Here is a 12,932-nt window from a genome sequence, read left to right as displayed (position 1 = left end):
GGGGACCGGGCGCGCGCCGCTTGCGAAGCAGGGGGTTGAGGTTCCATTCATGCCCGCCGTCCCACCGGCAGGCTCCCGAACCTTGAACCGCGCCTTGGGCGGGACTTTCGCGAAAGCCCCCTCCAAGACAGGTTCGGCTGGGCCCGAAAAATTCGGACCCAGCCTTCGTTCATGCGGCGATGCCAGAAGGCACCGGCCGGATCAGCGCAGTTCGGCTTTCGCGCCGGCTGCTTCCAGCTTTTTCTTCATGTCTTCGGCTTCGGCTTTCGCCACGCCTTCTTTGATCTTGCCACCGGCTTCGACCAGGTCCTTGGCTTCTTTCAGGCCAAGACCGGTGATGCCGCGCACTTCTTTGATCACGTTGATCTTGTTGGCGCCGGCGTCGGTCAGGACGACGTCGAATTCGGTTTTCTCTTCCTCGGCCGGAGCAGCAGCGCCAGCAGCCGGACCGGCCATCATGACGGCGCCACCGGCAGCCGGCTCGATGCCGTATTCGTCCTTGAGGATCGTTTTCAGTTCTTGGGCTTCGAGCAGCGTGAGGTTCACGATTTGCTCAGCGAGTGCTTTCAGATCAGCCATGTTCTGTTCCGTTCGTTAAGATGGGTTCCAACGTGGGTGTAATCAACCACGCAGGCCAAGAGTTGCTCAGGCGGCTTCCCGCTCCTCCAGGGTGGAGAGGATGCCGGCGATGTTCGAAGCAGGCGCGCCGATGGCACCAGCGATGTTCGAGGCGGGCGCGCCGATGCAGCCGACGATCGAAGCAATGAGCTCCTCACGCGACGGCATAGCGGCCACGGCTTTCACACCGGCCGGATCCAGAACCGTCTCCCCCATGGCGCCACCAAGAATGACGAACTTGTCCGTCGTCTTGGCATAGGCATCCGCGACCTTCGCAGCAGCGACAGGATCCTCGGAATAGGTCAGAACGGTCATGCCCGTAAGCAGGTCACCCATCGCAGCGGCGGGTTTCCCTTCAAGGGCGATCTTGGCGAGCTTGTTCTTGGCAACGCGTACGGATCCGCCAACTTCGCGCATACGCGCGCGCAGATCCTGCATCTGTGCAACCGTCAGACCTGCATAGTGTGCAACGACCACCACGCCAGAGCTTTCGAAGATCTGGCCGAGTTCCTCGACCACTTGCTCTTTCTGGGCTCTATCCACAGGTTCACTCCAAGTATGGGGGTTTCCCCCCGGCTCAATTGTGCTTCCACCCGGGGGCGGAAACGTCGGGTCCCAAAGGGTCCCGAGGCCATGATCGCCCGAGGAAATTCCCCGGAAGTCAGTCTCGACAACCCATCTCAGGCAGGAAATTAAGCGGATCGCTCCGCACCCACCGTCTAGGACGAATACAGCACCCCGCGACGAATCGCGCGGAAGCTGTAGGGGCTTGCTATAGCCCCTCCCCCGGCCCCGATCAAGAACGAAAAAGGCCGCCGACCCCGAGGGGCGGCGGCCTTCGCATCATTCCGGCAGGATCAGTTGCCCGTGGCCGATGCCAGATCCAGCGACACGCCCGGACCCATGGTCGAGGAGAGCGAGACCTTCTTGACATAGGTGCCCTTGGCGCCCGCGGGTTTCGCGCGCGACACGGCTTCCACGAAGGCGCGGACGTTCTCGGCCAGCTTGGCCTCGTCGAACGACACCTTGCCGATACCGGCATGGATGACGCCGGCCTTTTCGACCTTGAACTGAACTTCGCCGCCTTTGGCGTTGCCCACGGCGGTCGCCACGTCCATCGTCACCGTGCCGACCTTGGGGTTCGGCATCAGGTTGCGCGGGCCGAGGATCTTACCCAGACGACCGACCAGCGGCATCATGTCCGGCGTCGCGATGCAACGGTCGAAGTCGATGTTGCCGGACTGGATGGATTCCATCAGGTCTTCGGCGCCCACGATGTCGGCACCAGCGGCTTTCGCTTCGTCCGCTTTCGCGCCGCGCGCGAACACGGCGACGCGGACGGTCTTGCCCGTGCCGTTCGGCAGCGTGACCACGCCGCGGACCATCTGGTCGGCGTGACGCGGATCGACACCGAGGTTCATCGCGATTTCCAGCGTCTCGTCGAACTTGGCCGTAGCCGTGCCCTTGATCAGCTTCACCGCATCCTCGACGGAGATCATGTCCTTGCCGTCAAAGGCGGTGCGAGCGGCTTTCGTACGTTTACCAATGGCCATGACTTACCCCTTGACCTCGATGCCGCAGGACTTGGCCGAACCGAGGATGATCTGCATCGCAGCTTCCACGGAGTTGGCGTTCAGGTCCTTCATCTTCGCTTCGGCGATCGTGCGGATCTGCGCAACGGTCACGCTGCCCGCGGTCTCGCGGCCCGGCTTTTCCGAACCTTTCGGACGGTTGCGCTTGCCCACCGACGGAAGGCCAGCGGCCTTCTTCAGCATGTACGACGCCGGCGCCGTCTTCAGCTCGAGGCTGAACGACTTGTCCTGGTAGTAGGTGATGATGGTCGGCGTGGGCGTGCCCGGCTCGATATCGGCGGTCTTCGCGTTGAATTCCTTCACGAAGGCCATGATGTTCAGACCGCGCTGACCCAGTGCCGGGCCGACGGGCGGGGACGGGTTGGCTTGCCCCGCTTTGACTTGCAGCTTCAGCTGCCCAATGATCTTCTTGGCCATGTGGCCTCTCCTTTTTCACAGCGCCCGAAGGCGCGGTTTAGTGGTCCGGCGCTTCCGCCTCCCACAAGATCGCTCAGCTGACTTTCGACACCTGAGTGAATTCCAATTCGACCGGCGTCGCGCGGCCGAAGATCGACACCGTCACCTTCAGGCGCGAGTTGTCGTCGTCCACATCCTCGACCTGACCGGCGAAGCCCTCGAACGGGCCGTCGGTGACGTTCACCGTTTCGCCGACCTGATAGCGGATCAGGTTCCGCGGCGCCGCCGCCTCGCCCGTTACATCGGTGCGGTTCAGGATGTCGTTCACCTCGGCGTCGCGCATGGGCATCGGGCGCCCCTGCGGACCGAGGAACCCCGTCACCCGGTTGATGGAGGTGATGAGGTGATAGCCGCGATTCGTCATCTCCATGCGCACCAGCACATAGCCGGGCATGAAGCGCCGCTCGCTCGTCACCTTCTTGCCGCGACGGACCTCGATCACGTCCTCGGTCGGGACGACGACCTCCTCGATCTCATCCTCGAGGCCGGCTTCCACCACGGCTTGCTTGATCTGCTCGGCAATCTTCTTCTCGAAGTTCGAGAGGACGCTCACCGAATACCAACGCTTCGCCATGCCAGCCTATCTCCAATCTCGGGCGGGGGTACCGCCGGGAACAAAAAACAGCGCGCAACCGAATCGCTGCGCGCCCTCTTTGGTCATCCAGCGCGGAATACCGGCCCCGCACCTCGATGACAAGTCGATTCAGAACGCCGCCAGAATCGCCGACAGCGCCGTGCGGATGCCCACATCCATCAGCGAGAAGAAGGTCGCCGTCAGTGCGGCAAGGACCAGCACCATCACCGTGGTCAGCGTCACCTCGCGGCGCGTCGGCCAGACGACCTTGCCCACCTCGGTGCGGACCTGCTGGATGAACTGCATCGGATTTGCCATGATCTCGTCCTTCAAACGCTCGCGCGCTGATACACGCTTCGGCGGGTTGGATCAAGGGCGGGAACTGGCAGGAGTTGAGGGACTCGAACCCACGACCCTCGGTTTTGGAGACCGATGCTCTACCAACTGAGCTAAACTCCTGTCGAGGCGGTGGCTACGACATCGTAGCGCCGGATGCAAGACCAAAAGGAAAGGGCCGCCCCGGTTGGGGCGGCCCTCGATCGGCGCGATGCCGAGGCGATCACATATCTTCAAGGATCGTGATCAGCTCGCCTTGGTCGAGGCCGTCGCCGTTCACTTCCTCATTGATCTCGTTGATCTGAATCGGCGTCAGGGTCGAGATGTCGAGGTTCGGCTCCAGCGTCTCCAGCTGCTCGATCGCGCCGGAGGACAGTTGAAGGTCGCCCGGTGCGGCGGTCTGCGCCGAGGCGGCACCGGCGAGAGCGATAAGGGCGGCGGCGGTCGTCGTCATGATCGTCTTCATCTTCATACTCCAAACACTGTGTCACGTTCTCCGCTTCGTCAGCGGTCACGGCGTCCCAACACCCGATCCTTGGAAACGGTTCCCACCGGACATGCAAAAGCCGCCCGAGTGGGGCGGCTCGCATCGTCGGGGACGAGATCCGATCAGTTGTGCAGGATCGTCGCCAGGTCCGAGCTGGTCAGGCCTTCGTTCGAGTTGACCGCGCGGTTGATCAGTTTCGCCTGGATCGGCGAGAGATCGGAAGCCTGAACGGAGGGCGCCAGGGTATCAAGCGTCACTTGGGCTTGCGAGGAGAGCGTGGTGGCGGAAGCCATACCTGCAAAAACAACGAGTGCAGCAGTAGCGAGAGCGATGCGTTTCATGATCATGTTCCTTTGTATCGATCTATGTCGACTTCGTGTCGGCTCTGCGTATTTGCGCACTCGTTTCGAATTTTGAAGGCCAATTTGCCCTGTCGCACAGTTACAAAAACGTGACGCGGCCGTTATTTTCGAAAATTCTAACTATGTCAGTGCCTTATGGCTACGTGCACAGACCTGGCGTTTTTGCATGGCGGATATGCAGTGATGCACGAACCGCTTGAATACGAAAAAGGCCGCCTCCCCGGGGGGAAGCGGCCCATGCCGTCGGTCCTGAAGGGACCTATCAGGCGATGATTTTCGACACGACGCCGGCGCCGACGGTGCGGCCGCCTTCACGGATAGCGAAGCGCAGCTTCTCTTCCATGGCGATCGGGGCGATCAGTTCGACGTTGAACTTCAGGTTGTCGCCCGGCATCACCATCTCGGTGCCTTCCGGCAGCTGCACGGTGCCCGTGACGTCCGTCGTGCGGAAGTAGAACTGCGGACGGTAGTTCGCGAAGAACGGCGTGTGACGACCGCCTTCTTCCTTCGTCAGGATGTAGGCTTCCGCTTCGAACTTCGTGTGCGGCTTCACCGAGGCCGGCTTGCACAGCACTTGGCCGCGCTCGATGCCCTCGCGGTCCACACCGCGCAGCAGCAGGCCGACGTTGTCGCCCGCTTCGCCTTGGTCCAGCAGCTTGCGGAACATCTCGACGCCCGTGCACACCGTCTTCTTGGTGTCGCGGATACCGACGATCTCCAGCTCTTCGCCGACCTTGACGACGCCGCGCTCGATACGGCCCGTAGCCACCGTGCCGCGACCCGAGATCGAGAACACGTCTTCGACCGGCATCAGGAAGGGCTGGTCGACGGCGCGTGCCGGCGTCGGGATGTATTCGTCCACGGCCGCGATCAGCGCGCGGATCGAGTTCTCGCCGATTTCCGGATCACGGCCTTCCATCGCGGCCAGAGCCGAGCCTTTGATGATCGGGATGTCGTCGCCCGGGTAGTCGTAGGAGGACAGAAGCTCGCGCACTTCCATCTCCACCAGCTCCAGCAGCTCTTCGTCGTCCACTTGGTCGACCTTGTTCAGGTAGACGACCATGAACGGGATGCCGACCTGACGGCCCAGCAGGATGTGCTCGCGCGTCTGCGGCATCGGGCCGTCGGCTGCGTTCACCACCAGGATCGCGCCGTCCATCTGGGCAGCACCGGTGATCATGTTCTTCACGTAGTCGGCGTGGCCGGGGCAGTCGACGTGTGCGTAGTGACGCGTCTCCGACTCGTACTCGACGTGCGCCGTCGAGATCGTGATCCCGCGGGCTTTCTCTTCCGGCGCGCCATCGATCTGGTCATACGCGCGGAAGTCGCCGAAATACTTCGTGATCGCCGCCGTCAGCGTCGTCTTGCCGTGGTCAACGTGACCGATCGTGCCGATGTTGACGTGCGGTTTCGTCCGTTCAAACTTTGCCTTTGCCATGGCGGGGACCTCGATGCTTCGGGGGCCCCCACGGGGCCCGGTTTCCTCCGCGCGGCAAATATCCGTCAGCGCGCGGAAAATCAAGTCTCAGTTGAGCGTATCCTCGGCCATATCGGCGGGTGCGGGCACCGCGTTCTGGGGGATGTCGAACCAGTCCGGGTTCTGCTGGAACCACTCCTCCACCTTCTTGGCGGCGTTGTAGGCCAGACGTTCCATCTGGCGGTCGCGGCCACGGATCAGGCCCGATCCGAGGATGTTCGCCCCCGCATCTTCCCAGACCGTGATCTGCCGCCCTTCGGTGTTCAACTTCTGCTGCGCCGCGTCGTCCCAGACATTGGCCGTGATCACCAGCACCGATTTCGGCGCGGCGATGACCGGAATGCCCGGAGGCGCCAGCGCATACCCGTCGACGCTGATCCCGATGTTATAGAGCTTGGAGCCGCGATAGCGCCCGAAGCGGTCATCCACCGCCTTGCGCATCGCCTCTTCCCATTCGTCGGGCGTGGCGGTGCGGCTGATCGGCACCTTCTCTGCATTGTCGGCCACGGCGATGTTCAGGCCCAGACGGAAATTGCCCAGATCGACGGGCGGCTCCTCCAGATCGCTGCGCCCGCAGGCCGTCAGCGCCAGCAGGCCGAGTGAAAGAAAGATCGCGCGCAGCATCTGGTCTCCGTCCTTGCGTGCAACAGGCATAGCGCGCCCGGCCCGATGCGGCAAGCGACGGGCCGCCGCAGGCCGCCCCCTCAGGCGAAACGGTTGTTGCGGGGGAAACCGCGCGGGGCCATGCGGCCGGCGGTGGCGCGGGCGCCCAGCCATTCCGACAAATCCGTCTCCCGCCGGGTTCGGCCGCCATCGAGCCGCCACGAGATGCCATCCGCCAGCGCGAAGCTGATCGCATCCGACAGCCCGCCATCCTTGTATTTCTGAAGGCGCACGCCCTTGCCCTTGCCCATTTCCGGCAGCTCGGCTACGGGGAAGACCAGCATCTTCCGGTTGTCCCCCACCACGGCGACATGATCGCCCGTCACCGGCCGCACCAGCGCGGTCCGCACCCCGTCCCGCACCGTCAGCACCGCCTTGCCGGCCCGCGTCTGCGCTACCGCCTCGTCCGAGGGCAGGATGAACCCGTCCCCCGCGGTGGAGGCGATCAGCCAGCGTTCGCCTGGTTTCCAGACGATCAGGTCCGAAATCTCGGCCTCGTTCGGCAGGTCCACCATCAGGCGCACCGGCTCCCCCATGCCGCGCCCACCGGGCAGGTTCGCCCCGATCAGCGTGTAGAATCGCCCGTTCGACCCGACGAGCACGATCTTGTCCGTCGTCTCGGCGTGGAAGATGAAGCGCGGGCCGTCGCCATCCTTGAACTTCACGTCCTGATCCAGCGCGACATGGCCCTTCATTGCCCGGATCCACCCCATGCGCGAGCAGATGACCGTGATCGGCTCGCGCTCGATCATCGCCTCGAAGGGCACGTCCTCATGAACGCCCGCCTCGGCGAAGGAGGAGCGGCGCGCGCCCAGCGGGGTGGCCTTGCCGAAGGATTTCTGGATGCCCGACAGTTCCTTGCCGATGGCCTTCCACTGGCGCGTCTCGCTGTCCAGCAGCGCCTGCAACTCGGCCTTCTCGGCGGTCAGCGCGTCGCGTTCGGACAGAAGCTCCAACTCCTCCAGACGGCGGAGCGAGCGCAGGCGCAGGTTCAGGATCGCCTCGGCCTGCACATCGCTCAGCGTGCCCTGCCCCGAGGGGGAGACGTAATCGGCCTCCGACGTCGCCTTGGGATGACGGCCGCCCCAATCCTCGGCCATCAGGGCGCGCTTGGGATTGTCGTCGTAGCGGATGATGTCGATCACCCGGTCGAGGTTCAGGAAGGCGGTGATCAGCCCCTCCAGCACCTCCAGTTGATGATCGATCCGGGCCAGCCGATGCTCCGACCGGCGCACCAGCACGTCGCGGCGATGATCGAGGAAGGCGCGCAGCACCTCCTTCAACGAACAGACGCGCGGCGTGCGCCCGTCGATCAGCACGTTCATGTTCAGGCTGAACCGCGTCTCGAGGTCCGAGTTCTTGAACAGCATGCCCATCAGCATGTCCGGCTCCACCGTCCGGGCGCGCGGCTCCAGCACGATGCGGATATCGTCGGCCGATTCGTCGCGCACATCGGCCAGCAGCGGCACCTTGCGGGTCTGGATCAGTTCGGCCAGCCGCTCGATCAGCTTGGATTTCTGCACCTGATAGGGGATCTCGGTGACGACGATCTGCCAGTTGCCGCGGCCCAGATCCTCCCGCTCCCAGCGGGCGCGGATGCGGAAGGCGCCCCGCCCGGTGCGATAGGCCTCGAGGATCTGCTGGCGCGGCTCCACGATGATGCCGCCGGTCGGGAAATCGGGGCCGGGCACCAGATCGATCAGCGCCTCGTCGGACACGTCCGGCGTGCGGATCATCGCCTGACAGGCGTCGATCAATTCGTGCAGGTTGTGCGGCGGGATGTTCGTCGCCATCCCCACCGCGATCCCGCTGGCCCCATTGGCCAGAAGGTTCGGGAACGCCGCCGGCATCACCACCGGCTCTTCCAGCGTGCCGTCGTAGTTCGCGCGGAAATCGACGGCGTTCTCGGCCAGCCCTTCCATCAGCGTCTCGGCGATGGGCGTCAGCCGCGCCTCGGTGTAGCGGGAGGCGGCGGGGTTGTCGCCGTCGATGTTGCCGAAGTTCCCCTGCCCGTCCACCAGCGGATAGCGGACGTTGAAATCCTGCGCCAGCCGCGCCATCGCGTCATAGATCGCGGCATCACCATGCGGGTGATAGTTGCCCATCACATCGCCCGAGATCTTGGCCGATTTGCGGAAGCCGCCGCTGGGCGACAGGCGCAGCTCGCGCATGGCGAACAAGATGCGCCGATGCACCGGCTTCAACCCGTCGCGCGCATCGGGCAGCGCCCGGTTCATGATCGTGGACAGCGCATAGGTCAGATACCGCTCGCCGATGGCGCGCGACAGCGGCTCGAAGCTCAGGGCGGATTCGGGGGCGGGGGCGTCTTCGGTCATGCCTCTCCTGTAGCCGCCCAGCCCGAAGCGGTCCAGAGGCGGAACCTTTTTACCCCCGACGCGATTGTGACCGTATCTAAGCGAATTTTTGCCGACCCCCGGGAGGACATCACCATGATCCGCATGACCGTCGCGCTGAGCGCCGCCGTCTATCTGACGCTGCTGATCGCGGGCCAGCCGGATGGCGCCGTCCGCGCCGGACTGATGGAGGCGAAGGCCGCCCCCGCCATGCAGACCTATCGCTACATCCCCGTCCCCGAGGCGACCGCCGCCGTGATGCAGGTCACCTCCCCCGCCGCGGCCGCCGCGCCGATGCCCGCGGCCGAGGAACGGCTGCCCACCGCCTTCGTCACCGCGACGGCGCTGAACCTGCGGGCCGGGCCGTCCACCTCCGATGCCGCGCTGGACCGCCTGCGCGAGGGGGAGGAGGTTTCCGTCCTGCAGACGGAGGGCGGCTGGACGCAGGTCCGCCTCGAAGGCGGCGGCGGCGAGGGCTGGGTCGCCACCCGTTATCTGAGCGGCGCGGCCCTGCGCATGGCCTCCAACTAGGCATTTGTCTTTGCCGCGCGCCGGCCCCATAACGGGCGCCATGACACAGCGTTCCATCCTCATCACGGGTTGTTCCTCCGGCATCGGGCTCGATGCGGCGCGCGGGCTTCGGGCACGCGGGTGGCGCGTCTTCGCCACCTGCCGCAGCGCCGAAGACTGCGAACGCCTCGCCGCCGAGGGGCTGGAGAGCCTGCCGCTCGATCTCGACAGCCCCGCCTCCATTCAGGCCGCGCTGGACGAGGTGCTGACCCGGACCGGCGGCACGCTGGATGCGCTCTACAACAACGGGGCCTTCGCCTGCCCCGGCGCCGTGGAGGACATTCCGCGCGACGCCCTGCGCGCCGTGTTCGAGACGAACCTCTTCGGCACCCACGATCTGACGCGCCGCGTGATCGCGGTGATGCGCAAACAAGGGCATGGCCGCATCCTCAACTGTTCGTCCGTGCTGGGCTTCGTCGGCGCGAAATGGCGCGGCGCCTATGCTGCCAGCAAATTCGCGATGGAAGGGCTGACCGACATCCTGCGGATGGAGATGGCGGGCACGGGCATCCATGTGGTCCTGATCCAGCCCGGCCCCATCACTTCGGATTTGCGGCGCAAGGCCATCCCGCATTTCGAACGCTGGATCGACTGGCGCGCCTCGGCCCGGGTGGAGGAATATCGCGGCCTGATGCACCGCCTTTATGAAGACAAGGGCGCCGACCGTTGGGAGCTTCCGGCCTCGGCGGTGACGGACGCCATCCTGCGCGCGCTGGAGGCCGAGCGCCCCCGTGCCCGCTACCGCATCACCGTGCCGACCAAGGCCATGGCCGTGGCGCGGCGTCTTTTGTCGACGCGCATGCTCGACCAATTGCTGACGAGGGCGTGATGGACGGCGTTTCCACCCGTGCGATGTTGATCCTTGGCTGCGTGACGGCCATCGCCTTTCTGGTGATCGCGTCGATCCTGCTGGGGGGGCTGCTGCCGCAGGTGGACCGGCGGCGACGGCGCTGGCTGCTCTGGGCCCGCGCGGGGATGCAGGCGCTGGCGGCGGCGGTCGTTCTGCTGATCGCATGGCTCGTCCGAACGGCCTGATGCGCGGGCGGTTGCCTTCCGGCGCCTTTCGGTTTGTAGTCGCGCCCGACCGCCAGCTATGCAGGCCAGCAAGAATAACGATGCCCCTTCGGGGGCGAAGATGGAGAAGCGGATGAAAATCCTTGTCCCGATCAAACGCGTGATCGACTACAACGTGAAGGTTCGCGTGAAGGCGGACGGCACGGGTGTCGATCTGGCGAATGTGAAGATGTCGATGAACCCCTTCGACGAAATCGCCGTCGAGGAGGCGGTTCGTCTGAAGGAGAAGGGGATCGCGACCGAAGTGGTGGTCGTGTCCGTAGGCGTGAAGCAGGCCGGCGATACGCTGCGCACCGGCATGGCGATGGGGGCGGACCGCGCCATCCTCGTGACCGTTGAGAACGATCCTGAGCCGTTGGCTGTGGCCAAGATCCTTGCCGCCATCGTCCGCGACGAGGCCCCGCAATTGGTGATCACCGGCAAGCAGGCGATCGACAACGACATGAACGCGGTCGGTCAGATGCTCTCGGCGCTCCTTGGCTGGGGTCAGGCGACCTTCGCCTCCAAGCTGGAGGTGGAGGGCGATGCCGCCACCGTCACGCGCGAAGTCGATGGCGGGATGCAGACGCTGCGCGTGGCCCTGCCCGCGATCGTCACGGCCGATCTGCGCCTGAACGAGCCGCGCTATGCCAGCCTGCCGAACATCATGAAGGCCAAGAAGAAACCACTGGAGGAACGGACCGCAGCCGATCTGGGCGTGGATCTGACGCCGCGGCTGACCGTGACCCACACCGCCGAACCTGCGGGCCGTCAGGCGGGGATCAAGGTCGGTTCGGTGGACGAACTTCTGACGAAACTCAAGGAAACGGGGGCGCTCTGATGGCCGTTCTTCTTCTGGCAGAAGCGGGAAGCCGCGATGCGACGGCGCGTGCGCTGACGGCGGTGAAAGATCTGGGCGAGGTGACGATCCTCGTCGCAGGCCCCTCGGCGGATGTGGCGCAGCTTTCGGGTGCCGCGCGGGTGCTGCACGCCGATGCGGAACATCCGCTGGCCGAACCGCTGGCCACGCTGATCGCGGGCCTTGGCGGGTTCGACGTGATCGCGGCCCCTTCCACGGCGATGGCGCGCAACGTGCTGCCGCGCGTGGCGGCGCTTCTGGATGTGATGATCATCCCCGACGTGCTGTCGGTGGAGGGGCCGGACACCTTCCAGCGCGGCGTCTATGCCGGCAACGCGGTGCAGACCGTCCGCTCCTCCGATCCGGTGAAGGTGCTGACCGTGCGCACGACGGCCTTCGAGCCGGCTACGGCGCAGGACGGCGTTCCGGTGGAAACGGTCGCGCTGACGGATGCGGGCCTCTCGACATGGGTTGCCGATCACGTCTCGGCCTCGGACCGGCCGGAACTGACCTCGGCCGGCATCGTGGTTGCGGGCGGGCGCGGCATCGGCTCCGAAGAAAACTTCCGCATCGTCGAGGCGCTGGCCGACAAGCTGGGCGCGGCGGTGGGCGCATCGCGCGCGGCCGTGGATGCGGGCTATGCCCCGAACGATTGGCAGGTGGGCCAGACCGGCAAGGTCGTGGCGCCGGACCTCTATATCGCCTGCGGCATCTCGGGCGCGATCCAGCACCTTGCGGGCATGAAGGACAGCAAGGTCATCGTCGCGATCAACAAGGACGAAGAGGCGCCGATCTTCCAAGTCGCCGATTACGGCCTCGTCGGCGACATCTTCGAGCTGATCCCGGAGCTGACGGCGAAGCTCTAATGCTCCTCGCCGAAGCGCCGTGCCACCAGCGCCTCCAGCGCGTCGGCCAGCGCTTCGGCCTCCGGCCCGGTCGTCACGACCCCGATGCTCGTCCCGCGCGAGGCGGCGAGCATCAGCAGCCCCATGATGGAATCCCCCGACACGTCCATCCCGTCCTTGGAGACGGTGGCGGCGGCGTCGAACTCCTCCACCACCTCCACGAACTTGGCCGAGGCGCGGGCATGCAGCCCCTTTTCGTTCACGATGCGCAAGGTACGTTGGATCACGTCGCAGCCTCGCCGAGATCGAGGCTGTTGATGTATTTGCGCCCGGCATCGAGCGCGAGTTCGACCGCATCGCCGACCGACAGATCGCGCGATTTCGCCAGCTTGATCAGCATGGGAAGATTCGCGCCATAGACGATGCGCCGGTTGCGCACCGCGCAGGCCGGCAGCGACAGGTTGGAGGGCGATCCGCCGAACATATCCGTCACGAGCACGACTCCGCCGCCGCTGTCCACGGCTTCCGCAGCCGCGCAGATTTCGGCCTGTTTCGCGATTCGGTCATGTTCGTCCTCTATCGTGATGGCGGTCATGGCAGACTGTTTGCCCACGACATGCTCCACCGCCGAGAGGTACTCCCGCGCCAATCCGCCATGTGCCACGATCACGATTCCGATCACGCGT

18 protein-coding genes and 1 tRNA gene are annotated in these 12,932 nt (G+C 65.1%); 5 read left to right on the top strand and 14 right to left on the bottom strand.

Annotation, left to right across the window (positions count from 1 at the left end):
* Positions 1-201 precede the first annotated feature (201 nt).
* The 12 genes from rplL to parC all read right to left on the bottom strand — a co-directional run bounded on the left by rplL (position 202) and on the right by parC (position 8,901).
* Complete coding sequence (gene rplL / locus GR316_RS09960) at positions 202-579, bottom strand: 50S ribosomal protein L7/L12 (protein ID WP_211783773.1); 378 nt, start codon at positions 577-579, stop codon at positions 202-204.
* Between the two features lie 66 nt (positions 580-645).
* Positions 646-1,161, bottom strand: coding sequence for a 50S ribosomal protein L10 (gene rplJ / locus GR316_RS09955; RefSeq protein WP_211783772.1), 516 nt, complete (start codon positions 1,159-1,161; stop codon positions 646-648).
* A gap of 314 nt (positions 1,162-1,475) precedes the next feature.
* Positions 1,476-2,171 carry a 50S ribosomal protein L1 gene (rplA, locus tag GR316_RS09950; RefSeq protein WP_211783771.1) on the bottom strand — a complete coding sequence of 232 codons (696 nt, stop codon included), beginning with the start codon at positions 2,169-2,171 and terminating at the stop codon, positions 1,476-1,478.
* A gap of 3 nt (positions 2,172-2,174) precedes the next feature.
* On the bottom strand, positions 2,175-2,627 hold the full coding sequence (rplK, locus tag GR316_RS09945) for a 50S ribosomal protein L11 (RefSeq protein ID WP_211783770.1): 453 nt from the start codon (positions 2,625-2,627) through the stop codon (positions 2,175-2,177).
* A gap of 73 nt (positions 2,628-2,700) precedes the next feature.
* Positions 2,701-3,240, bottom strand: a complete 540-nt coding sequence (gene nusG, locus GR316_RS09940) for a transcription termination/antitermination protein NusG (protein ID WP_211783769.1) — start codon at positions 3,238-3,240, stop codon at positions 2,701-2,703.
* 129 nt (positions 3,241-3,369) lie between these two features.
* Positions 3,370-3,558 carry a preprotein translocase subunit SecE gene (gene secE / locus GR316_RS09935; protein WP_211783768.1) on the bottom strand — a complete coding sequence of 63 codons (189 nt, stop codon included), beginning with the start codon at positions 3,556-3,558 and terminating at the stop codon, positions 3,370-3,372.
* Between the two features lie 65 nt (positions 3,559-3,623).
* Positions 3,624-3,699 (bottom strand) — tRNA-Trp (locus GR316_RS09930).
* Positions 3,700-3,799: 100 nt separating this feature from the next.
* Positions 3,800-4,030 carry a hypothetical protein gene (locus tag GR316_RS09925; protein WP_211783767.1) on the bottom strand — a complete coding sequence of 77 codons (231 nt, stop codon included), beginning with the start codon at positions 4,028-4,030 and terminating at the stop codon, positions 3,800-3,802.
* A 155-nt stretch (positions 4,031-4,185) separates the two neighbouring features.
* The gene (locus GR316_RS09920) at positions 4,186-4,404 is read right to left on the bottom strand and encodes a hypothetical protein (protein ID WP_211783766.1); all 219 of its coding nucleotides are present in this window, start codon (positions 4,402-4,404) and stop codon (positions 4,186-4,188) included.
* A gap of 283 nt (positions 4,405-4,687) precedes the next feature.
* Positions 4,688-5,863, bottom strand: a complete 1,176-nt coding sequence (gene tuf / locus GR316_RS09915) for an elongation factor Tu (protein ID WP_211783765.1) — start codon at positions 5,861-5,863, stop codon at positions 4,688-4,690.
* Positions 5,864-5,950: 87 nt separating this feature from the next.
* Positions 5,951-6,526 (bottom strand): hypothetical protein, encoded by a 576-nt coding sequence (locus GR316_RS09910; protein WP_211783764.1) that lies wholly within the window; start codon positions 6,524-6,526, stop codon positions 5,951-5,953.
* Positions 6,527-6,606: 80 nt separating this feature from the next.
* On the bottom strand, positions 6,607-8,901 hold the full coding sequence (gene parC, locus GR316_RS09905; RefSeq protein WP_211783763.1) for a DNA topoisomerase IV subunit A: 2,295 nt from the start codon (positions 8,899-8,901) through the stop codon (positions 6,607-6,609).
* Between the two features lie 114 nt (positions 8,902-9,015).
* On the opposite strand from parC, the gene GR316_RS09900 reads away from it, so the two are divergent.
* From GR316_RS09900 to GR316_RS09880, 5 genes are all read left to right on the top strand, one after another.
* Positions 9,016-9,450, top strand: a complete 435-nt coding sequence (locus tag GR316_RS09900; protein WP_211783762.1) for an SH3 domain-containing protein — start codon at positions 9,016-9,018, stop codon at positions 9,448-9,450.
* Positions 9,451-9,490: 40 nt separating this feature from the next.
* Positions 9,491-10,318, top strand: coding sequence for an SDR family NAD(P)-dependent oxidoreductase (locus GR316_RS09895; RefSeq protein WP_211783761.1), 828 nt, complete (start codon positions 9,491-9,493; stop codon positions 10,316-10,318).
* Positions 10,318-10,524 (top strand): hypothetical protein, encoded by a 207-nt coding sequence (locus GR316_RS09890; RefSeq protein ID WP_211783760.1) that lies wholly within the window; start codon positions 10,318-10,320, stop codon positions 10,522-10,524. Before GR316_RS09895 ends, GR316_RS09890 begins: the two co-directional genes overlap by 1 nt.
* Positions 10,525-10,636: 112 nt before the next feature.
* Positions 10,637-11,383 (top strand): electron transfer flavoprotein subunit beta/FixA family protein, encoded by a 747-nt coding sequence (locus GR316_RS09885; protein ID WP_211783759.1) that lies wholly within the window; start codon positions 10,637-10,639, stop codon positions 11,381-11,383.
* Positions 11,383-12,267, top strand: coding sequence for an electron transfer flavoprotein subunit alpha/FixB family protein (locus GR316_RS09880; protein WP_211783758.1), 885 nt, complete (start codon positions 11,383-11,385; stop codon positions 12,265-12,267). The genes GR316_RS09885 and GR316_RS09880 overlap by 1 nt, the downstream gene beginning before the upstream one ends.
* On the opposite strand, the gene GR316_RS09875 is transcribed toward GR316_RS09880, so the two are convergent.
* Positions 12,264-12,533 (bottom strand): HPr family phosphocarrier protein, encoded by a 270-nt coding sequence (locus GR316_RS09875; protein ID WP_211783757.1) that lies wholly within the window; start codon positions 12,531-12,533, stop codon positions 12,264-12,266. The genes GR316_RS09880 and GR316_RS09875 overlap by 4 nt on opposite strands.
* The gene (locus GR316_RS09870; protein WP_211783756.1) at positions 12,530-12,928 is read right to left on the bottom strand and encodes a PTS sugar transporter subunit IIA; all 399 of its coding nucleotides are present in this window, start codon (positions 12,926-12,928) and stop codon (positions 12,530-12,532) included. Before GR316_RS09870 ends, GR316_RS09875 begins: the two co-directional genes overlap by 4 nt.
* Positions 12,929-12,932: the final 4 nt, after the last annotated feature.

The sequence above is a fragment of the Falsirhodobacter algicola genome (genome assembly GCF_018279165.1).
Classification (GTDB): domain Bacteria; phylum Pseudomonadota; class Alphaproteobacteria; order Rhodobacterales; family Rhodobacteraceae; genus Falsirhodobacter; species Falsirhodobacter algicola.
This window is presented reverse-complemented; position numbering and strand designations above follow the sequence as displayed.